This window comes from Amycolatopsis sp. NPDC005003, from assembly GCF_053600695.1.
Genome location: NZ_JBSGAI010000015.1, coordinates 1 through 18244 on the forward strand (window position 1 = coordinate 1; position 18244 = coordinate 18244).

Annotated in this window: 20 protein-coding genes; 15 read left to right on the forward strand and 5 right to left on the reverse strand. The window is 71.8% G+C overall.

The window, feature by feature from the left end:
- Positions 1-513: 513 nt before the first annotated feature.
- The 9 genes from purD (at position 514) to ACWED2_RS18890 (ending at position 8403) form a co-directional block, all read left to right on the forward strand.
- Positions 514-1788 (forward strand): phosphoribosylamine--glycine ligase, encoded by a 1275-nt coding sequence (gene purD, locus ACWED2_RS18850; RefSeq protein ID WP_449691772.1) that lies wholly within the window; start codon positions 514-516, stop codon positions 1786-1788.
- A gap of 222 nt (positions 1789-2010) precedes the next feature.
- The gene (locus ACWED2_RS18855) at positions 2011-2352 is read left to right on the forward strand and encodes a hypothetical protein (RefSeq protein ID WP_449691773.1); all 342 of its coding nucleotides are present in this window, start codon (positions 2011-2013) and stop codon (positions 2350-2352) included.
- 16 nt (positions 2353-2368) lie between these two features.
- Entirely contained in the window at positions 2369-2935 is a 567-nt protein-coding gene (locus ACWED2_RS18860; protein ID WP_449691949.1) for a DUF3558 domain-containing protein, read from the forward strand.
- 9 nt (positions 2936-2944) lie between these two features.
- Entirely contained in the window at positions 2945-4564 is a 1620-nt protein-coding gene (locus ACWED2_RS18865; RefSeq protein ID WP_449691774.1) for a hypothetical protein, read from the forward strand.
- A gap of 2 nt (positions 4565-4566) precedes the next feature.
- Positions 4567-5325, forward strand: coding sequence for an ESX secretion-associated protein EspG (locus tag ACWED2_RS18870; RefSeq protein WP_449691775.1), 759 nt, complete (start codon positions 4567-4569; stop codon positions 5323-5325).
- Between the two features lie 133 nt (positions 5326-5458).
- Positions 5459-5770: a hypothetical protein gene (locus tag ACWED2_RS18875; protein ID WP_449691776.1), complete on the forward strand. Its 312-nt coding sequence runs from the start codon at positions 5459-5461 to the stop codon at positions 5768-5770.
- Between the two features lie 19 nt (positions 5771-5789).
- Positions 5790-6923: a transglycosylase SLT domain-containing protein gene (locus ACWED2_RS18880; RefSeq protein ID WP_449691777.1), complete on the forward strand. Its 1134-nt coding sequence runs from the start codon at positions 5790-5792 to the stop codon at positions 6921-6923.
- Between the two features lie 9 nt (positions 6924-6932).
- A complete protein-coding gene (locus ACWED2_RS18885; protein ID WP_449691778.1) occupies positions 6933-8114 on the forward strand; it encodes a pyridoxal phosphate-dependent aminotransferase in 1182 nt (393 codons plus the stop codon).
- A gap of 97 nt (positions 8115-8211) precedes the next feature.
- The gene (locus ACWED2_RS18890; protein WP_449691779.1) at positions 8212-8403 is read left to right on the forward strand and encodes a hypothetical protein; all 192 of its coding nucleotides are present in this window, start codon (positions 8212-8214) and stop codon (positions 8401-8403) included.
- On the opposite strand, the gene ACWED2_RS18895 is transcribed toward ACWED2_RS18890, so the two are convergent.
- The 3 genes from ACWED2_RS18895 to ACWED2_RS18905 all read right to left on the reverse strand — a co-directional run bounded on the left by ACWED2_RS18895 (position 8400) and on the right by ACWED2_RS18905 (position 10921).
- Complete coding sequence (locus ACWED2_RS18895; protein ID WP_449691950.1) at positions 8400-9215, reverse strand: SAM-dependent methyltransferase; 816 nt, start codon at positions 9213-9215, stop codon at positions 8400-8402. The genes ACWED2_RS18890 and ACWED2_RS18895 overlap by 4 nt on opposite strands.
- Before the next feature lie 85 nt (positions 9216-9300).
- On the reverse strand, positions 9301-9879 hold the full coding sequence (locus ACWED2_RS18900; RefSeq protein WP_449691780.1) for an HAD family hydrolase: 579 nt from the start codon (positions 9877-9879) through the stop codon (positions 9301-9303).
- A gap of 19 nt (positions 9880-9898) precedes the next feature.
- A complete protein-coding gene (locus ACWED2_RS18905; RefSeq protein ID WP_449691781.1) occupies positions 9899-10921 on the reverse strand; it encodes a threonine aldolase family protein in 1023 nt (340 codons plus the stop codon).
- A gap of 136 nt (positions 10922-11057) precedes the next feature.
- Here ACWED2_RS18905 and ACWED2_RS18910 point away from each other — a divergent pair, with 136 nt between their 5' ends.
- The 3 genes from ACWED2_RS18910 to ACWED2_RS18920 are packed head-to-tail and all read left to right on the forward strand — an operon-like array spanning position 11058 to position 12901.
- Complete coding sequence (locus ACWED2_RS18910; protein WP_449662452.1) at positions 11058-11567, forward strand: SigE family RNA polymerase sigma factor; 510 nt, start codon at positions 11058-11060, stop codon at positions 11565-11567.
- A complete protein-coding gene (locus ACWED2_RS18915) occupies positions 11560-12273 on the forward strand; it encodes a hypothetical protein (protein WP_449691782.1) in 714 nt (237 codons plus the stop codon). Before ACWED2_RS18910 ends, ACWED2_RS18915 begins: the two co-directional genes overlap by 8 nt.
- A gap of 34 nt (positions 12274-12307) precedes the next feature.
- The gene (locus tag ACWED2_RS18920; RefSeq protein ID WP_449691783.1) at positions 12308-12901 is read left to right on the forward strand and encodes a TetR/AcrR family transcriptional regulator; all 594 of its coding nucleotides are present in this window, start codon (positions 12308-12310) and stop codon (positions 12899-12901) included.
- Between the two features lie 56 nt (positions 12902-12957).
- Here ACWED2_RS18920 and ACWED2_RS18925 read toward each other — a convergent pair whose 3' ends face one another.
- On the reverse strand, positions 12958-13662 hold the full coding sequence (locus ACWED2_RS18925) for a FadR/GntR family transcriptional regulator (protein ID WP_449691784.1): 705 nt from the start codon (positions 13660-13662) through the stop codon (positions 12958-12960).
- Between the two features lie 49 nt (positions 13663-13711).
- Positions 13712-14716, reverse strand: coding sequence for a lactonase family protein (locus ACWED2_RS18930; RefSeq protein WP_449691785.1), 1005 nt, complete (start codon positions 14714-14716; stop codon positions 13712-13714).
- Between the two features lie 161 nt (positions 14717-14877).
- On the opposite strand from ACWED2_RS18930, the gene ACWED2_RS18935 reads away from it, so the two are divergent.
- Genes ACWED2_RS18935 through purB form a run of 3 tightly spaced genes read left to right on the forward strand, consistent with a single transcriptional unit; the run spans position 14878 to position 18190 of the window.
- Entirely contained in the window at positions 14878-15555 is a 678-nt protein-coding gene (locus ACWED2_RS18935; RefSeq protein WP_449691786.1) for an SDR family NAD(P)-dependent oxidoreductase, read from the forward strand.
- A 15-nt stretch (positions 15556-15570) separates the two neighbouring features.
- The gene (dgoD, locus tag ACWED2_RS18940) at positions 15571-16716 is read left to right on the forward strand and encodes a galactonate dehydratase (RefSeq protein WP_449691787.1); all 1146 of its coding nucleotides are present in this window, start codon (positions 15571-15573) and stop codon (positions 16714-16716) included.
- A 46-nt stretch (positions 16717-16762) separates the two neighbouring features.
- A complete protein-coding gene (purB, locus tag ACWED2_RS18945; RefSeq protein ID WP_449691788.1) occupies positions 16763-18190 on the forward strand; it encodes an adenylosuccinate lyase in 1428 nt (475 codons plus the stop codon).
- Positions 18191-18244: the final 54 nt, after the last annotated feature.

The window sequence follows — 18244 nt, forward strand, 5'->3', positions numbered from 1 at the left end:
CGGGAAAGCGTGCCTTGACCCGGCACTGCCGGCCGTGTTGGGGCTTCGGATCGGGGTTGCGGGGAGGTCTGGGTGGTGCAGGTCAGGCTGGCAGCCTGCCGATCACGCCGGTCAGCCAGTCGCTCACGCCGGTGAGCCACCTGAAAAGGGCCCTCCGACTTCGCCGGAGCCCGCCCTCCCTGGGGGCTGCCCCCGCTTCCAGCGTATCGGTGGGGGCGGACAAAACTGCCGGATCGCGGGCGCTGTAGGCCGACCTGTCCACACGCCGGCGGACTTGTGGATACCGGCGCACCCGGGCAGGAGCAAGGGCCGCGGAGCCCAGCGCACCCAAGCAGCAACGTCACCCGGGCAACCCAGCGCACCCGGGCAGGAACAAGCCCGGAACCAGCGAGGCCCTAACCCACCACCTGCCACCCACCCCCTGGGCCGGCCGCGGCCGCGGCCAACCCACCCGAACCCACCCCGGCGACGGCGCGATGTCCCCCGCGAACCCGGCCGGATACGCTGTGCGGCGTGCGCGTACTGGTAATCGGCTCCGGCGCCCGGGAGCATGCACTCGTCCTCGCGGCGTCCGGCGACCCCGCCGTCACCGCCCTGGCCTGTGCGCCCGGCAACGCCGGGACCGCCGCGGTCGCCGAGCAGCTCGGCGTCGATGCCGCCGATCCCGAGGCCGTCGCCGGGCTCGCGAAGAGCTGGCAGGCAGACCTCGTCGTGGTCGGGCCCGAGGTGCCGCTCGTCGCCGGCGTCGCCGATGCTGTCCGCAAGGCCGGCATCGCCTGCTTCGGCCCCTCGGCCGCCGCCGCGCGGATCGAAGGGTCGAAGGCCTTCGCGAAGGACGTCATGGCCGCCGCGAACGTGCCCACCGCGCGCAGCGAGGTCGTCGACAACCCCGCCCGGCTCGATGCCGCGCTCGCCCGCTTCGGCCCCACCTGGGTCGTCAAGGACGACGGCCTCGCCGCCGGCAAGGGCGTCGTCGTCACGCCGGACATCGACGTCGCGCGCAAGCACGCCATCATGCTGCTCGACGGCGGGCACCCGGTCCTCCTCGAGTCCTATTTGGACGGCCCGGAAGCCTCGCTGTTCTGCTTCGTCGACGGCAACACCGTCGTCCCGCTGCTGCCCGCGCAGGACTTCAAGCGCGTCGGCGACGGCGACGCCGGCCCGAACACCGGCGGCATGGGTGCCTACGCGCCGCTGCCCTGGGCGCCCGAAAACCTGGTCGACGAGCTGGTCGAGACCGTCGTCCAGCCGGTCGCCGACGAGCTGGTCAACCGGGGCGCGCCGTTCTCCGGCCTGCTCTACGCCGGCCTCGCGCTGACCTCCGACGGCCCGCAGGTCATCGAATTCAACTGCCGCTTCGGCGACCCGGAGACGCAGGTCGTGCTGGCACTGCTGCGCACCCCGATCGCCGGGCTCATGCACGCCACCGCCACCGGCAAGCTCGCCGAGCACCCGCCGCTGGAGTGGTCGGGCGGCGCCGCGGTCACCGTCGTGATCGCCGCCGACGGCTACCCGGGCAAGCCGCACACCGGGGACGTCATCACCGGGGCCGAGCTGGAAGGCGTCCTGCACGCCGGCACCCGCCGCCGGGACGACGGCGCCGTCGTCTCCGCCGGCGGCCGCGTGCTCTCGGTCGTCGGCACCGGCAAGACGCTCAAGTCGGCGCGCAAGCACGCCTACGAGACCGTCGAAAAGGTGCACCTCGCGGGCTCCCACCACCGCACGGACATCGCACTGAAGGCCGCGAACGGCGAGATCGGCGCGCCGACGGCGAAACAGCGCGCCTGATTCCACGGATCGGGGGAACCGGCCGGGCGCAGTCTTCGTCCAAACTCAGACTGCTGTCACATTCGCGTTGGTAGCCTCGATGGAAACCGGCCGGTCACTGTCCGTATGACGTCAGGGGAGCGCATGTCAGGACCCTCGTACGACAGCGTTGTTCCGGGGCTTCGCCCCGGGCCGGGGGCTTCGCCACCCGGACCCCCGCAAGACCTGAGTTCGGCCGTCCCGGTGGCGCCTGCGGCCGCGGACGTCCTGGTCCACCCGGACAAGCTGCTCGACGTCGCCCGGATCGTCGAAGAGCAGGCCAACGCCCTCGAAGACCAGCTGCTGACCAAGCTCGGCCAGCTGCGGATCGACGCGCCGTCCGCGGACGTGATCAGCACGCAGTCGGTCCAGGCCTGGAACACCCTGATCGCCGACGGCGACCGCTCCTACGCCGGGCAGGTCCGCGAGTACGTCGCCGGCCTGAAGCGCCTGGTGGAGCAGCTGCGCGAAGCCGCGAAGGACTACAAGGTCAGCGAAGAGGAGAAGGCGGCGGTGTTCGGTGACCGCGGCAAGCACGGTGCGTAACCGGATCGCCGGAGGCGTGCTCGCGACGGCGGCGCTCGCCGGCTGCTCCGCGGGCACCGAAGGCACGCCGTACCCGGTCGAGACGGCCGCCACGGCCGCCTCGCTGAGCGCCAAGGCCGCCCAGCTGCCGCAGCGGCCAGCCGATCTGTCGCTGCAGGGCGTCAACCTGTGCGAGATCTTTCCCCAGGTCCAGCTCGACGCGCTCAAGATCAACAGCGCCCCGCGCGCGGCTTCGGAGCAGGACGGCCCGGCCTGCGTGTTCGACGCCGACGCCGCCGAGCCGGTGCACGCCTACCACGTGCGGGCGGTGCCGGCGGACCTCGACCAGTGGATCACCGGTACCCGCAAGAAGAACAGCATGACCACCGAGCCGAAGACCATCGGCGGCTATCCGGCGCTGACGAACTACCGCGCGGCCGGCGACCCGGCCGACTGCGAGACGCTCGTCGGCGTCGCGAAGGGCCAGACGCTGGCCGTCCAGACCTTCGCCATCACCCGCGGCAAGCTCACGCAGCCGCAGCTGTGCGACATGTCGGCGCACGCCGCCGACCTGGCGTTGCAGTCCCTGAAAGCACGCAACTAGGGAGGGCGCGTGGAATTCTCCGAGCTCGCGGCCGGGATCCAGAACCACCGGTTCGACGGCTGGACCAACACCGCGATCGCCGACCAGATCACCCGGATGATCAACGGTGACGGCACCGGCAGCATCGGCACCGCCGTCGACGCGCTGAAGGCCGTCGCGACCGCGCTCGCCCACACCGACCAGACGCTGCGCGCGCAGCTGCTCGAGCTCGGCGTCGAATGGCAGAGCCAGGCCGGCGGCGCGGCCAGCCAGGTGTTCACCGAGCAGGCCGGCTTCTCCCAGGACGCCACCGCGAAGGTCGCGCACGCCGCGGAAATGGTGTTCGAGCAGGGCGAGGCCTTCAACCGGACGAAGTACAAGCTGCCGGACGCCGAGACGGTCCGGAAGGGTGCGGGCGGCTTCACCCTCACCGACGGCCTGCTGATGAGCCTCATCGGCTTCGAGACCGACCACGCCCGGCAGGTCGAGGCCGCGAACGACGCCAAGGCCCAGGCTCAGCAGGCCTTGAACGAGTACGCGCAGCAGAGCGGCTCGAACCTGCTCTCCACGCAGGCGCTGTCCGACCCGGAGTCCCTGAAGCTGGCTGCCCCGGGCATCAAGCCGGGGGTGCTGGACGTCGCCGGCGCCGCGGTCGCGGTGACCCCGGACGGCGGCGTGAAACCGGCCTCGGACAAGGTCCGGTCGGTGCGCGTCGACCCGCCGGTGGTGCAGCCGGTGTCCCACACCGTGCACGCCGATCCGCCGACCCCGGCCTACGGCGTCGCGGCACAGCAGCCCGCCGGGCCCACGCAGCAGCCCTCGCGCCAGACCGGCTCGGTCGGCACGGCCGGCGCCGCGGCCGCGCAGGCCCAGCCCACGACGCCGAGTTCGTCGACGCCGGGTTCGACGACGCCGTCGGGCGCGAAGCCGCCGGTCACCCAGCCCGGGCCGGGCTGGGTCCACACCCCGGGCCGCGGCACCTCCGGCGACCCGTCCGGCCGCGTCACCCCCGGCCCGGGGACGGGCGGCCAGGGCGACCCGTTCTGCCCGCCGGGTGCGCCCGGCGCCCAGCCGCCCGGCTCGTCGCCCGCGACGACGCCGATCAAGTCGCTCGGCGGCAGTGGCAGTGGCGGCGGGGGCGGCGGCGCGCCCGGCGGTTCGGCCGGCATCGACAGCTCCGCCGGCCGCGGCCCGGACAGCGCGCTGGCCAAGGGCCGCACGGTCGGCGCGATGCCGCAGGCCCCGCTCCAGCCCGGTCAGTACACCGGCGAGCGCGGGTTCGTGGGCAAGCCCGGTGCGACCCCCGGCGACATCGGGGCCGGCGCGGCGGCGATCGGCGCGGGCGTCGCCGGTGGCGCGCTGAGCGGCGACAAGGAACGTGAGCGGCGCGAGAAGAGCGGGCCGAAGGGCCCGGTGCGGCCGCTGCCGGTCGGTGAGCTGCCCGAGGAGGAAGCCGTCGCGCTGCGCAAGTCGGAGCAGATCAGCCCGAAGCAGCAGCCCGGCGAGTCGAAGTTCCTGTCCGAGGCGGCACCGCAGGAGGAGGACGCCGAACACGTCCGCCGGTACGGCGTCGACGACCAGGACCTGTTCGCCGACCAGCGGATGGTTACCCGCGACGTGCTCGGCGACCACGGCGGGGACGGGCGCTGACCGTGTCGCTCGTCCTGTCGGCCCTCGAGTTCGACGTGCTCTGGGAATCCTTCGAACTGCCCCGGCGGCACGTCGCGCTCGACGTGCCGAGCGACGGAACCACCCGCAGCGAGCGGCTGGAGCTGGTCGAGTCGGCGTGGGCGTCGCTGAGCGAGCGGCGCCTGGCCCGCAACCGGCGGGTGTCCGGCGAGCTGGCCGACCTGCTGCACCTGCTGGCCCGCCCGCAGACCGCCATCGACGTGTGGGTGTGGGCGGAGCGCGAGATCCGCGGCCGCGCGGTCAGCCTGCGCGGCCAGGCGGTGCTGGGTGTGGTGGACAACGGCGAGGTGTGGCTGATCCCGGCCACCGAGGACGGCCTGGCGGACGCCGCGGTCTCGGTGGCGGGTGACCTGGGCCCCGGCATCGGCCAGACGGTCAGCCTCCCCTACGACGTCGTGAAGTCCGCCGACGCGGCGGCGAAGGGTGACGCGAAGGCGCTCGTCACGGCGTTGGAGGACCGCGGGATACCGCTGTTCCAGGCCCAGGAGCTCTCCGGCATGCTGCTGGGCCAGGAGGCCCGCGGCCAGTTCGGCGCGGAACGCACCTCGCGCGACGGCGTGGTGCACCGGGCAGGCCGGGTCGTGGCGTTCTTCGACACGGACGCGGGCCGCTACCTGTTCCAGGTGGGCCGCGACGGCGACGGCCGCGAGTGGGCCACCGTCACCCCGGCGGACAACGCACTGCTGGCGACGAGGATCCGTGAGCTGGTGGCGGAGGCCTGACCCCGCTGGGGTGGAAGTTGGCGGAGATCCGTACCCGCGCACCGGGTGAAGTCCTAAGGTGAACGCGGGAACCGTCCTGGTCATGGCGACGTCCGATCGGGCGGAGACAAGTTTCCGAAGGGGATGACGAACCGTGCCTGTCTACGACACCGAATCGATGGCGATCGCGGCCCGCCAGGTGGAGAAGCTGAAGGACGAGTTCGAAAAGTCCAAGCAGAAGGTCACCGGCCTGGACCACGAGAAGGAAAGCCCCTTCGGCGGGATGGACGAAACGGGCGACGCGCACGGCGCGGTCGGCAAGTTCAAGGACGGCGTGCACAACCAGTTCGACGCCGCGGGCAGGCACATGGAGGCGCTGGGGTTCGCCATGCGCAAGGCCGCCGGGCTGATCGCCGAGACCGACCAGGTCGGCGCGAGCGATCTGCAACTGCACGTCGACAAGTGAGCTGGGTGGGGGCATCAGAGTGGGTTTGAACGCGGTCGGCGCCGGAACGCCGGACAATTGGGACGCCTTCATGAAGAAGGTCGACCAGGTCGAAAAGGTCGATTTGGGAAAGATCACCGCGGCCGCCGCGCAGTTCCGCGAGGCGGGCAAGAACGCCGGTGACCACAATGCGTCCCTGAAGAATTCGACAGACGCGCTCAACGGCAGCGTGTGGGCCGGCCCGGCGGCGGACCAGTTCTTCCAGTACGTCCGCCAGGTCCGCGACGCCGGCACCAAGGTGCAAACCCACCTCGAGGACGTCGCCAAGGACCTCGACGACCTCGCGAAGTCCCTCGACCAGATCAAGAAGAACGTCGGGGACAAGCAGCTGGCCGCGGAAAAGGCGGTCAACGAGCGCAACGCCAAGGCCGAAACGGACATCAACAACGCCTTGGCCGCGGCGAAGAAAGCGCACGAAGAAGGCAAGCCGGGGCCCAGTCCCAGCGCCGACCAGATCCTGGCCACCGCGAAGACGGACATCCACACCATCACCGCCGGCTTCGACGGCGACGTGACGGGCCTGCAGACCCAGGCCGACACGGCGATCAAGGCGTCGCAGACCCTGATGTCCCAGCAGATCGAGGGCGGCTACGACCAGGTCCCGCTCCCGAGCAGCTCGGCGTCGGCCCCCAAGAGCACGGGCGGCATCCACAGCAACGGCTCCTCCCACGGCGGCGGAGGCGGCGGTGGGGGTGGCGGAGGCGGGGGTGGCGGCGGCCTCGGGCCGAGTGGCGGCCCGCCTTCTTCGCCGCCTCCCGGCAATGTGCAACAATGGATTCAGGAAGCCATGAAGGCCCTTCAGGCCGCGGGCATTCCGGTGACGGACGCGGATATCCCCAAGATTTGGGCCATTATCCAGCACGAATCCGGCGGAAATCCGAACGCTATCAACAACTGGGACAGCAATGCCGCCGCGGGGCACCCGTCCAAGGGGCTCATGCAGTGCATCGACTCCACGTTCAACGCGCACAAGCTCCCCGGCCACGACAACATCTACAACCCGGTCGACAACATCATCGCCGGCGTGCGGTACTCCTTCGACCGGTACGGCAGCCTCGACAACGTGCCCGGCATCAAGGCCATGGCCCACGGTGGTGCCTACCGCGGCTACTAGCCTGGCCGCATGGCCGACCTCGGAGCTTTCGCCGGGCCCGCGCTGCGGGCCGGTGTGCCGCCCTTCCACGTCATGGACGTCCTCTCCGCGGCCGGGGCCCGGCAGCGCAGTCACGGCGATCTCGTGTCCCTCGCGGCCGGGCAGCCCTCCGCGCCCGCGCCGAAGCCGGTGCTCGAAGCCGCCCAGGAGGCTCTTCAGAAGAGCACCCTCGGCTACACCGAACAGCTCGGCATCCCCGAGCTGCGCGAGGCCGTCGCCGGGCACTACCGGAAGCGGTACGACGTCGATGTCCAGGCGCACGACGTCGTCCTGACCACCGGGTCGTCCGGCGGTTTCCTGCTCGCCTTCCTCAGCGCCTTCGACCCCGGCGCGAAGGTCGCCATGGCGCGGCCCGGCTACCCGGCCTACCGCAACCTGCTCTCCGTCCTCGGCTGCGAGGTCGTCGAGTTCGCCACCACCGCCGAGACGAACTTCCAGCCCACCGTCGAACTGCTCGACCGGCTCGGGCCGATCGACGGCCTGATCGTGGCCAGCCCCAGCAACCCCACCGGCACGGTCCTGCCGCCCGGCGAGCTCGCCGCCATCACCGGCTGGTGCTCCTCCCACGGCGTCCAGCTGATCAGCGACGAGATCTACCACGGCATCTCCTACGGCGCCGAGCTCGACTGCGCGTGGCAGTACGGGCGCGAGCCGATCGTGCTCGGCAGCTTCTCGAAGTACTTCGCGATGACCGGCTGGCGGCTCGGCTGGATGCTCGCCCCGCAGCGGCTGCACCGCGCGATCGACGTCCTGACCGGCAACTTCACCATCTGCCCGCCCGCCGTTTCGCAGTACGCGGCCCTCGCCGCCTTCACGCCCGAGGCGTACGCGGAGGCCGACGCGCACGTCGAGCGGTACCGCGCCAACCGCGATCGCCTCTTCGCCGGCCTGCAGCGGATCGGCCTCGGCGAGCTCGCCCCGGCCGACGGCGCCTTCTACGCGTACGCCGACGTCAGCGCGTACACCCACGACAGCCTGAGCTGGTGCCAGCGGCTGCTCGCCGACACCGGGCTCGCCATCACCCCCGGCGTCGACTTCGACCCGGTCGACGGCGGCAAGTACGTGCGGTTCTCCTTCGCCGGCAGCGCCGAGGACATCGACGAAGGGGTCCGGCGGCTCGGGTCATGGCTGGCCAGGGGGAACCCTGAATAAACCCCGAACGTTGCCGCTCCGAGGGGAGTTTCACCGCGCCGGGTGGCAGTGTGGAGGCATCGGGCCGGTGGGGCCACGGGGAGACATCGGAGGAACCATGTTCTGGAAGATCGTCGGCGGCCTGATCGTCGCCTGGGTGGCGTTCATGGTGCTGGGCGCCGTGATCGGCTTCGTGTTCAAGGTCGTGCTGTGGGGCGCGATCATCGGCGGTGTCGTCCTCCTCGGTGCCGCCGGCTACAAGGCGATCACCGGCGGCAAGAAGGACCCGCGGCGCATCAACCGCTACTAAGGGATCCGGGCCACGCCGCTCAGCGCCGTCCAGTTGACCGGCGTCAGCGGCGCCAGGCGCGGCCCGTCCGGCCACCACAGGTGCGGTGCGGTCAGCCCGGGCTCGAGCAGGTCGAGGCCGTCGAAGAACGACGCGATCTCGGCCCGCGTGCGGTAGCGCGTGTCGAGCCCGATGCTGCCGAACCGGTCCTGCAGGGAGGCCGCGACGCCGGCCGCGTCGGAGCCGTCGTCCGGGTTGTGCTGGTGCAGCAGGAGCAGGTACGAGCCGGGTGCCAGCGCGCCGACGTAGGACTTGACCACCTGCTGCGCCTGCTGGAGGTCGGCGATGTGGTCGACGACCCCGCAGAGCACGAGCCCGGCGGGCCGGTCGAAGTCGATGAACCGCTCGACCCCGGCGAGCGTCTCGCCGGGGTTCAGCGGGTCGGTGCCGCAGACGTGCGTGAAGTCGTTGTCGACGAGCAGGGCCCGGCTGTGCGCCGACACCACCGGGTCGTCGGCGACGTAGACGACGTGCGCCTCCGGGTTGTACTTCTGCGCCACCTGGTGGGTGTTCTCCGGCGCCGGGAAGCCGGACGCGAGGTCGAGGAACTGGTCGACGGCCAGCCGCTCGGTCAGGTAGCGGACGGCGCGCACCAGCCACTGCCGGACTTCCCGCGCCATCGCCGGGGCTTCCGGCGCGATCGCCGTCAGCTGCCGCAGGACGGCGCGATCGGGCTCGTAGTGGTTCTGCCCGCCCAGCAGCGCGTCGGTGACGCGAGCGATGCTCGGCCGTTCGAAATCGACGTTGGCCGAGGGTCGTTCGCTCGTCACCATGCGCACCTGCCGGGGAGTGTGGGGACGCTCAGCCTAGGTCATGGAGATCACGGCGGGTAGGCGGCCGTGCGGTGCGGGTGAGTCGTCAGTCCAGCCAGGCGCGGGCCGCGTCGGCGCCGTTCCACACGTGCGCTCGGAGCCCGACCGCCCGTGCTCCCTCCACATTGGTCTCCCGGTCGTCGAAGAAGAGACAGTCGGCCGGTTCGGCGCCGAGGTCGTCGAGCAGGAGGCGGAAGATCTTGGCGTCCGGCTTGACGCACCGGACGTCGCCCGAGAACAGCGTGACGCGGAAGTGCCGCGCCCAGTCCTGCGCGCGGACCCACTCGCCGAACGCGACCGGGGCGTTCGAGAGCAGCGCCAGGTTCGCGCCGGCTTCGGAGAGCGCTTCGAGCAGCGCCGCCGCCGACGGCTCCAGGTGACCCCAGCCCTCGACGTCGACGCGGGTCAGCTCGGCCGCCAGCGCCTCGTCGACGGGTGCGCCCACGGCGTTGCCCACGGCCTGCCAGTACTCGAGCGGGGTGCTGCCGGCGTCGTAGGGAATCCGGTGTTCCCAGTACGCCTTCAGGAACTCCGGCAGCGGTGCGCCCATCGCCGCGGCCAGGCCGGGCAGGGCGGCGCTCGGCTTGCTGAGCACGTCGCCGTAGTCGAACACGATCCAGTTCATCAGGTCCCCCAGGATCCCGTCAGGCGCCGGTCTTGATCCGGCGCAGTGCTTCTTCGACGTCGGTCGCGCTGAGGTCCCGGTGGGTGACGAACCGGACCTTGCCCGCCATCGGCACCGCGCGGACGCCGAGTGAGTCGAGCCAGGCGAGCGCGGTCGGGATGTCGGGGACTTCGGCGAGCACGATGTTGGTGTCGGGCGTGTTGGTCGGCCAGCCGTATTCGCGCAGGCCGTCGGCGAGCCGCTGGGCGTTCTCGTGCGACTCGGCCAGGTCGGGGATGCGGTCGAGGGCGATCAGGCAGGCCGCGGCCAGTACGCCGCCCTGCCGGACGCCGCCGCCGAGCATCTGCCGCATCCGGCGGGCCCGCTCGACGAAGGTCGCGCTGCCCGCGACGACCGAGCCGACCGGCGCGCCGAGGCCCTTGCTGAAGCAGGCCGACACGGTGTCGACGCCGACGGTCAGCGCGGCCGGTGGCACTTCGAGCGCGACCGCGGCCTGCCACAGCCGGGCGCCGTCGAGGTGCACGGTCAGGCCCGCTTCCTTGGCGACGGACAGCAGCTGGGCGTGCTCGTCGGGCGGGGTCACCGCGCCCCCGGCCGCGTTGTGGGTGTTTTCGAGGCAGAGCAGCGATGTCCGTAATGTGAAGTACGGCCCGGGTTGTCCGATCGCGGCCGCGAGGGCGTCGGGTGACGGGCGGCCCGGGCCGCCGTCGTGCTCGAGGATGTCCGGCATGCCGGAGGCCAGCCACGCCGCCGAACCCAGCTCGTTGACCAGCACGTGCGCGCCCCGGGTGGCGAGGAACCGGTCACCGCGCTGCAGGTGCAGGCTCAGCGCGATCAGGTTGGCCATGGTCCCGCTCGGCACCCAGAGCGCGGCCGGCATGCCCAGGAGGTGCGCCGCCCGCTCCTCCAGTTCGGCGACCGTGGGGTCGCGTTCGAGGACGTTGTCCCCGACCTCGGCGGAGGCCATCGCCGCCCGCATCGTGTCGTCGGGCCGGGTGACAGTGTCGGAACGGAAGTCCAGTACGGGCGGGGAGAAGGTCACAGACCGATCACATCACACCCACGTCGTGGAGATCAATGAGCCATGGAGTGGTCGAACCCGGCCGGTCCGTGCAACCGTGGACGCCCCTGATTCCGTCCTTCCGGACGACCGACGACCGAGCGGAGCACGACTGCGCGTGGACCAGCGCGACGAGCAGGAGTTCGCGGAGTACTTCGCCGCCAGGCGGGACGCCGTGCGCCGGACCGCGTACATGCTCTGCGGCGACTGGCACCGTGCGGACGACCTCGCGCAGACGGCGTTCGTGGCACTGCACCGGAGGTGGAAGAAGATCAGGGATCGCGCGGCGACCGACGCGTACGTCCGCAAGACGCTCGTCCGGGCGTCGATCGACGAATCGCGGCGTCCGTGGCGGCGCGAGTGGCAGACCGAGACGCTGCCCGAGCCGTCCGACGACACACCCGGCCTCGACGACCTCGTCGCGACCAGGGAGGACCTGCTCGCGGCGTTGAAGGAAGTGCCGCCCAAGCAGCGGGCGGTGCTGGTCATGCGGTTCTTCGAAGGGCTCGACGTGACCGGCGCGGCGAAGGCGCTGGGCTGCAGCGAAGGCAACGTGAAGAGCCAGACCGCGCGCGGGCTGGCGAACCTGAGGCAGGTCCTCGAACGGGAGGTGGAGACCAATGGATGAGCAGGAGCTGCGTTCGTTGTTCTCCGCCGCGCCCGGTGACACCCCCGAACCGTCGTTCACCCAGGGCGACGTCGTCCGCGAATCCCGCCGCCAGACCGTCCGCCGCCGCAACCGGCTCACCGCCGGGCTGGGGGCCGCCGTGCTGGTCGTCGCCGGGTTCGGTCTGTACGGCCAGCTGTCCGGGGACATCCCCAAGTCGATGACCGCGGCGGGCAACGCCGTATCCGCGCACGGGTCGCCGGACTCCGGGCAACCCGGGGACGGCTCGATGCGTCCTCAAGTCGGCGGGGAGTCACCGAACTTCCCGGCCCAGCCACCTCAGCAGGGGGGTAGCGGGGACGGGAAGACCGGCCAGCTGGCCGAAGGCGCCTCCGGGTGCGAACAGGTGGACGGGGAGCTCGCCACTGCCCTCGCTGGCGAGCTCCCCGGCCACGTCGTCGCCGCCCAGGCCGTTCCGGGCGGCGCATGTTCGACGGTGTCGCGGTCCGCCGGGTTCCCGGTCCCGGGCGGCGAAGTCGCCGCGGCGGTGTACCCGAAGGGCATCCCGGAGGTCTTCAGGTCCCAGCCGGCAGGCACGGTCACCGCGCGGGTGGGGACGGCGTCGGGAGGGGTGCTGGTGCTGGTCAGCGTGCCTTCCGCCGGAGCGCCGGCGCCGTACGCGGGCCAGGTGGACCGGTTCGCCCGCGATCTCGCGCCCCAGTTCTGAGCCCGGGGCCGCCCGGTTGGCAGAATGACCGGCCATGACCGCTGCGACCACCCCGAAGGGGGAGCGACGGCGTGCCGCGCTCGTCGAGGCCGCCGCGAAACTGCTCGTCGAGGGCGGGTTCGACGCGGTGCGGCACCGGGCGGTCGCGGAACGGGCGGGCCTGCCGCTCGCGTCGACGACGTACTACTTCGATTCGCTGGAAGACCTGGTCACGGCGGCCGTCGAGCACCATGCGAACGCCGAGCTGGCCACCGGCCGCCGCCGGCTGGAGGAGCTCGCGACCCGCAACCGCGGGGTGCAGGCGACCGTCGGCCTGGTGCTGGACATGCTGCTCGGCCCGGAGAGCGGCGATCCGGCGGCCGACGCCGAAGCCGTCCTGCTGCGGTACGAGCGGCTGGTCGCCACCGGCCGCCGCAAGTACCTGCGGCCGCTGATGCGGACGCTGTCGGCCCAGCTCAACGAGCTGCTGACGGAGATCTTCGCCCGCTCGGGCACCCCGGTCACCGCCACCGAGCTGGCGCGGCTGGTCGCGCTGGTCGACGGCGCGGTGGTCAACGCGCTGGTCGAGGTCGACCCGGAGCCCCGCGCGGCCGCCGCCCGGATGCTCCAGGCCGCCCTCGCGGAGTGAGCCTTCTACCGCGGCTCCTCGTGAGTGGTAAGTAGGGTTCTAACCTGAATTACCACTCACGACCGGGTGCGCTGAGCTTTCTCCAGGTCGTCCTGGGCCTTGGTGACGAGGGTGAGCATCGCCTGCTCGGCCGCGGCCGGGTCGCCCGCGACGATCGCGTCGAACACCTTCCGGTGGCTCGGCACCGGGTCTTCCGCGGTCGGGGCGCCGTGCACGAGCTTGTCGCGCTCGGCCAGCCCGATCGCGATGATCCGCTCCATCCGCACCAGGAAGTTGTTGTGCGTGGCGGCCATCAGCCGCCGGTGGAAGGCGAGGTCGGCCTGGACGCTCGCTTCCGGATCGTCGCCCGCGGCGGCCATGTCGGCGAGCGCTTCCCGCAGCGACTCGAGGTCTTCTTCGGTAGCGCGATCGGCGGCGATCCGGGCGGCGGCGGGTTCGACGACCGCGCGGACCTCGGTGAGTTCGTCGAGCAGCCCGGGGTCGTCGGCGGCCGCGGTCTGCCAGCGCATGACGTCGGCGTCGAGCATGTTCCACTTCTCGCGCGGCTGGACGAAGGTGCCCCGCTTCTGCCGGGCGTCGATCATGCCCTTGGCCGCCAGCACCTTCAGCGCTTCGCGCAGCGCGGTCAGGCTGATGTCGAGCTCTTCGCGCAGCGCGGGCAGGTCCAGGACGGTGCCCTCGCCCCACTCGTCGGAGAGGATCCGGCTGGCCAGTGCTTCCACGGTCTGGCCGTGCAACCCGCGTGGCCGGTGTTCGGTCAATGGAAGGCCCTCTCAGCCGGCAGGTGATGACCGCATTATGAACGCCGGGTCAAGACTGGGAAACCGGCAGCACGAACGTCGGCGAGCCCGTCGGGTAGTACCGCAGGTCCGCCTCTCCGGACGCGGTCAGCGTGAACGCCGTGATCGCGTCCTCCGACTGCGCCGCCACGTAACACGTTCCGTCCACCAGCGCGAAGTGCCGCGGGTTCTTGCCGCACGGCTGGTCCGCCACCGCCGCCGCGTCGTCCAGCGCGAACTCCGTCACGCAGTCCGGCCCGCGGTTCGACACGTACAGCCGGGAGTCCGCCAGTTCCAGGTGGGCGACCAGGTTGGGCTTCACCGAGGACAACGTCGAAGAAGCCGACGCCACCACTTCGAACGCGCCCGGCGCCGTCTCGCGCACCGTGACCAGCGTCCCGGCCAGCTCGCCGACGACGTAGGCCAGGTCCGTGCCGGGACGGCGCACCAGCTGGCGCGGTCCCGTGCCCGGCGGCAGTGCGGACACCGCCAGCGGCTCGAGGGAACCCGACGGAGTCAGCGTGTAGCTGCGGATTTCGTCCGTGCCCAGGTCGACCGCGCTGACGACGGAACCGTCCGGCGACGGGACGGCCATGTGGACGTGCGCGGCTTCCTGACGGTCGGCGACCGGGCCGCTGCCGCTGTGCTGCACCAGAGCCGTCCGTGACACCAGGGCGCCCGACTCGGCCAGCGAGAACACCGCCACGCTGCCCCCGGAGTAGTTGGCGCACAACAGGAACCGGCCGTCCGGGGTCACCGCCAGGTGGCACGGGTGCGCGCCGCCCGTTTCCGCCGTGCCGAGCACCGACAACGAGCCCGAAGCGTCGAACGTCAACGCCGTCACGCCACCCGCGGTGGTCTCGTTGGCCGCGTAGAGAACCGGCAGCGACGGGTGGCGCACCAGCCACGACGGCGACTCCAGCGGCAGCGTCGCGATCTCCCCGAGCTCGCCCGACGGTGACCGCGAGAGCGTCGTGATCCCGGTGCCGTTCCCCGCATCGCCGGTGTAGCACCCGACGAAGACCAGCTCAGCCATGCGCGCTCCTCAACAGCGTCTCGACCCGATCACACCCGCCGAGAGTCAGCCTGGCACGTCCTCGGGCCCCGGGAATACCGCCGCGCCCCGGGGCGCGGTCCGTGTCCGGAAATCTTAAATTAGGATTATTCTGGTCGAGTGTGCCGGAGACGGGAGAGGCGATGCCCACAGCGGTGGTGACCGGAGCGGCGTCCGGCATCGGGGCGGCAACCGCGCGGAAGCTGCTGAAAGACGGCTACCGGGTGCTGGGCGTGGACATCGCCGAGCTGCCCGACGGCGTCACGCCGGTCCGAGGCTCGGTGAGCGACGAAGCGACCTGGGCGGCGATCGGCGAGGTGGACGCCTTGGTCAGCAACGCCTACGTGCCGAGCACCGGGCCGCTGCACGGGCTCGGCCGGGCCGAGTGGCAGCGCCAGCTCGACGTGAACCTGACCGGCGCCTACCTCGCCGTCAAATCCTGCCTGCCGTCGTTGCGGGAACGGCGTGGCGCGATCGTGCTGGTTTCGTCGGTGCACGCGCACTTCGGCCTGCCGGGCCACCCGGCGTACGCCGCGAGCAAGGGCGCGCTCGTCGCGCTCGCCCGGCAGCTGGCCGTCGAGTACGCGCCGGAGGTGCGGGTCAACTCCGTGCTGCCGGGGCCGGTGCTCACCGAGGCGTGGAAGGACATCTCGCCCGAGGACCGCGAACGCAGCGCGCGGGCGACGCCGGCCGGGCGGCTGGGCCGGCCGGAGGAGGTCGCCGACGTGATCGCGTTCCTGCTCTCGGCCGCGGCGTCGTTCGTCACCGGCGCCGAGCTGACCGTCGACGGCGGCTGGTCCGCCGCCAAGGATTCCGCGTAGAAACGGGGCACCCGGGTGAAGATCACCGCGATCGAGACGTTCCTGGTGGCGCCGCGCTGGCTGTTCCTCAAGGTCAGCACGGACGAAGGGATCAGCGGCTGGGGTGAACCCGTGGTCGAGGGCCGCGCCGAGACGGTGCGCGCGGCCGTGCACGAGCTTTCGGAGCTGCTCGTCGGCCAGGACCCGCTGCGCATCGAGGACCACTGGCAGGTGTTGCGGCGCGGCGGTTTCTACCGCGGCGGCCCGGTGCTCTCCAGCGCGCTCGCCGGGTTCGACCAGGCGCTGTGGGACATCGCCGGCAAGGCCCGCAACGCGCCGGTGCACGAGCTGCTCGGCGGGCCGGTCCGCGACCGCGTCCGGGTCTACAGCTGGGTCGGCGGCGACCGCCCGGCCGGCATCCGGGAAGCGGTGGCCGCTCAGGTCGAGGCCGGGTTCACCGCGGTGAAGATGAACGTCGCCGGGCCGTTGACGCCGATCGCGTCCCCGGCCGAGGCCGACGCCGCGGTGGCACGCGCGTGGGAAGCGCGGGAGGCGCTCGGCCCGCACCGCGACCTGGCGATCGACTTCCACGGCCGCGTCTCGCCCGCGATGGCGCGCCGGCTGGTGCGGCTGCTGGAGGACGTCCAGCCGATGTTCGTCGAGGAGCCGGTGCTGCCGGAGATCCAGGGTGACGCGCTGCGCTCGGTCGTCGAGGCGTCCACCGTGCCGATCGCGCTCGGCGAGCGGCTCTACTCGCGCTGGGAGTTCAAACCGGTGCTCGACGCCGGTGTCGCGGTCGTCCAGCCCGACCCGTCGCACGCCGGTGGCATTTCGGAGCTGCGGCGGATCGGTGCGCTGGCCGAGGTCTACGGCGCTTCGCTGGCGCCGCACTGCCCGCTCGGGCCGATTTCACTGGCCGCGTCGCTGCAGGTGGCCTTCGCGACACCGAACTTCCTGATCCAGGAACAAAGCGTGGGCATGCACTACCACGAGGGCCGCGAGCACACCTACCTCGCGGACCCGTCGGTCTTCGCCTTCCAGGACGGCTACGCGGCCCGCCCGCTCGGGCCCGGCCTCGGCATCGAGGTCGACGAAGCCGCCGTGCGCCGGGCGGACGAGGTCGGGCACACCTGGCGTTCACCGGTGTGGCGGCACGACGACGGGAGCTTCGCCGAGTGGTGAAACCCCGGGCCGTCACCGCGCTGACCTGCGCAGGTAGGGTGAAGGCGTGACGGACAAGCCCCGCATTCCGAACGTGCTCGCCGCCCGCTACGCCTCGGCGGAGCTGGTCTCGCTCTGGTCGCCGGAGCAGAAGGTCGTCCTGGAACGGCAGCTGTGGCTCGCCGTCCTCAAGGCGCAGCAGGACCTCGGCGTCGAGGTGCCGGACGGCGTCGTCGAGGCCTACGAGCGCGTGCTGGACAACGTCGACCTCGAGTCGATCGCGGCTCGCGAGCGCGTCACCCGCCACGACGTGAAGGCGCGGATCGAGGAGTTCAGCGACCTCGCCAAGCAGGAACACATCCACAAGGGCATGACCTCGCGCGACCTCACCGAGAACGTCGAGCAGCTGCAGCTGCTCCGCTCCCTCGAGCTCGTGCGCACCCGGGTCGCCGCCGTGCTGGCGCGCCTGGCCGCCCTCGCCGTCGAGCACGCCGACACCGTGATGGCCGGACGCTCGCACAACGTCGCCGCGCAGGCCACCACCCTCGGCAAGCGGTTCGCCACGGCGGCCGACGAGCTGCTGGTCGCCTTCGAGCGGCTCGACAACCTCATCGAGCGCTACCCGCTGCGCGGCATCAAGGGCCCGGTCGGCACCGCGCAGGACATGCTCGACCTGCTCGGCGATGAGTCCACTTTGGACCAGCTCGAAGACCGCGTGATGCAGCACCTCGGCTTCAACCGGCGGTTCGTCAGCGTCGGCCAGGTGTACCCGCGCTCGCTCGACTTCGACGTGCTGTCCACTGTGGTCCAGCTGGCCGCGGCGCCGTCCAGCCTGGCCAAGACCATCCGGCTGATGGCCGGCCACGAGCTGGTCACCGAGGGCTTCAAGCCCGGCCAGGTCGGCTCGTCCGCCATGCCGCACAAGATGAACACCCGCTCGTGCGAGCGCGTGAACGGCCTCGCCGTCGTGCTGCGCGGCTACCTTTCGATGATCGGCGAGCTGGCCGGCGACCAGTGGAACGAGGGCGACGTCTCCGACTCGGTCGTCCGCCGGGTCGCGCTGCCGGACGCCTTCTTCGCCCTCGACGGCCTGCTGGAGACGTTCCTCACGGTGCTTTCCGAGTTCGGCGCCTTCCCGGCGGTGATCGAGCGTGAGCTCGATCGCTATCTGCCGTTCCTCACCACCACGAAGGTGCTCATGGCGTCGGTCCGCGCCGGGGTCGGGCGTGAGACGGCCCACGAAGCGATCAAGGAGCACGCGGTCGCCGTCGCGCTCGAGATGCGGGAAGGCCGCGCGGAGAACGATCTCCTCGACCGGTTCGCGGCCGACGAGCGCATCCCGCTCGACCGCGGCGAGCTGGACAAACTCCTCGCCGACCGGATCTCGTTCACCGGGACGGCCGGGCGTCAGGTCACGCAGGTGGCCGAGCGCGTCGCCCACGTCCTCGAGCGCTTCCCCGAGGCCGCGGGGTACGTGCCGCAGCCGATCCTGTGAGCTGACGCACCAGTCCACGGACTGGAACGAATCCACACGAACGGGCGAAATCCC

What these genes read in the sequence shown, in the direction of transcription:
- ACWED2_RS18885 (WP_449691778.1), top strand. Translation starts at nt 6,933, where the DNA reads ATGGCCGACCTCGGAGCTTTCGCCGGGCCCGCGCTGCGGGCCGGTGTG.
- ACWED2_RS18890 (WP_449691779.1), top strand. Translation starts at nt 8,212, where the DNA reads ATGTTCTGGAAGATCGTCGGCGGCCTGATCGTCGCCTGGGTGGCGTTC.
- ACWED2_RS18895 (WP_449691950.1), bottom strand. Translation starts at nt 9,215, where the DNA reads ATGGTGACGAGCGAACGACCCTCGGCCAACGTCGATTTCGAACGGCCG.
- ACWED2_RS18900 (WP_449691780.1), bottom strand. Translation starts at nt 9,879, where the DNA reads ATGAACTGGATCGTGTTCGACTACGGCGACGTGCTCAGCAAGCCGAGC.
- ACWED2_RS18915 (WP_449691782.1), top strand. Translation starts at nt 11,560, where the DNA reads ATGGATGAGCAGGAGCTGCGTTCGTTGTTCTCCGCCGCGCCCGGTGAC.
- ACWED2_RS18920 (WP_449691783.1), top strand. Translation starts at nt 12,308, where the DNA reads ATGACCGCTGCGACCACCCCGAAGGGGGAGCGACGGCGTGCCGCGCTC.
- ACWED2_RS18930 (WP_449691785.1), bottom strand. Translation starts at nt 14,716, where the DNA reads ATGGCTGAGCTGGTCTTCGTCGGGTGCTACACCGGCGATGCGGGGAAC.
- ACWED2_RS18935 (WP_449691786.1), top strand. Translation starts at nt 14,878, where the DNA reads ATGCCCACAGCGGTGGTGACCGGAGCGGCGTCCGGCATCGGGGCGGCA.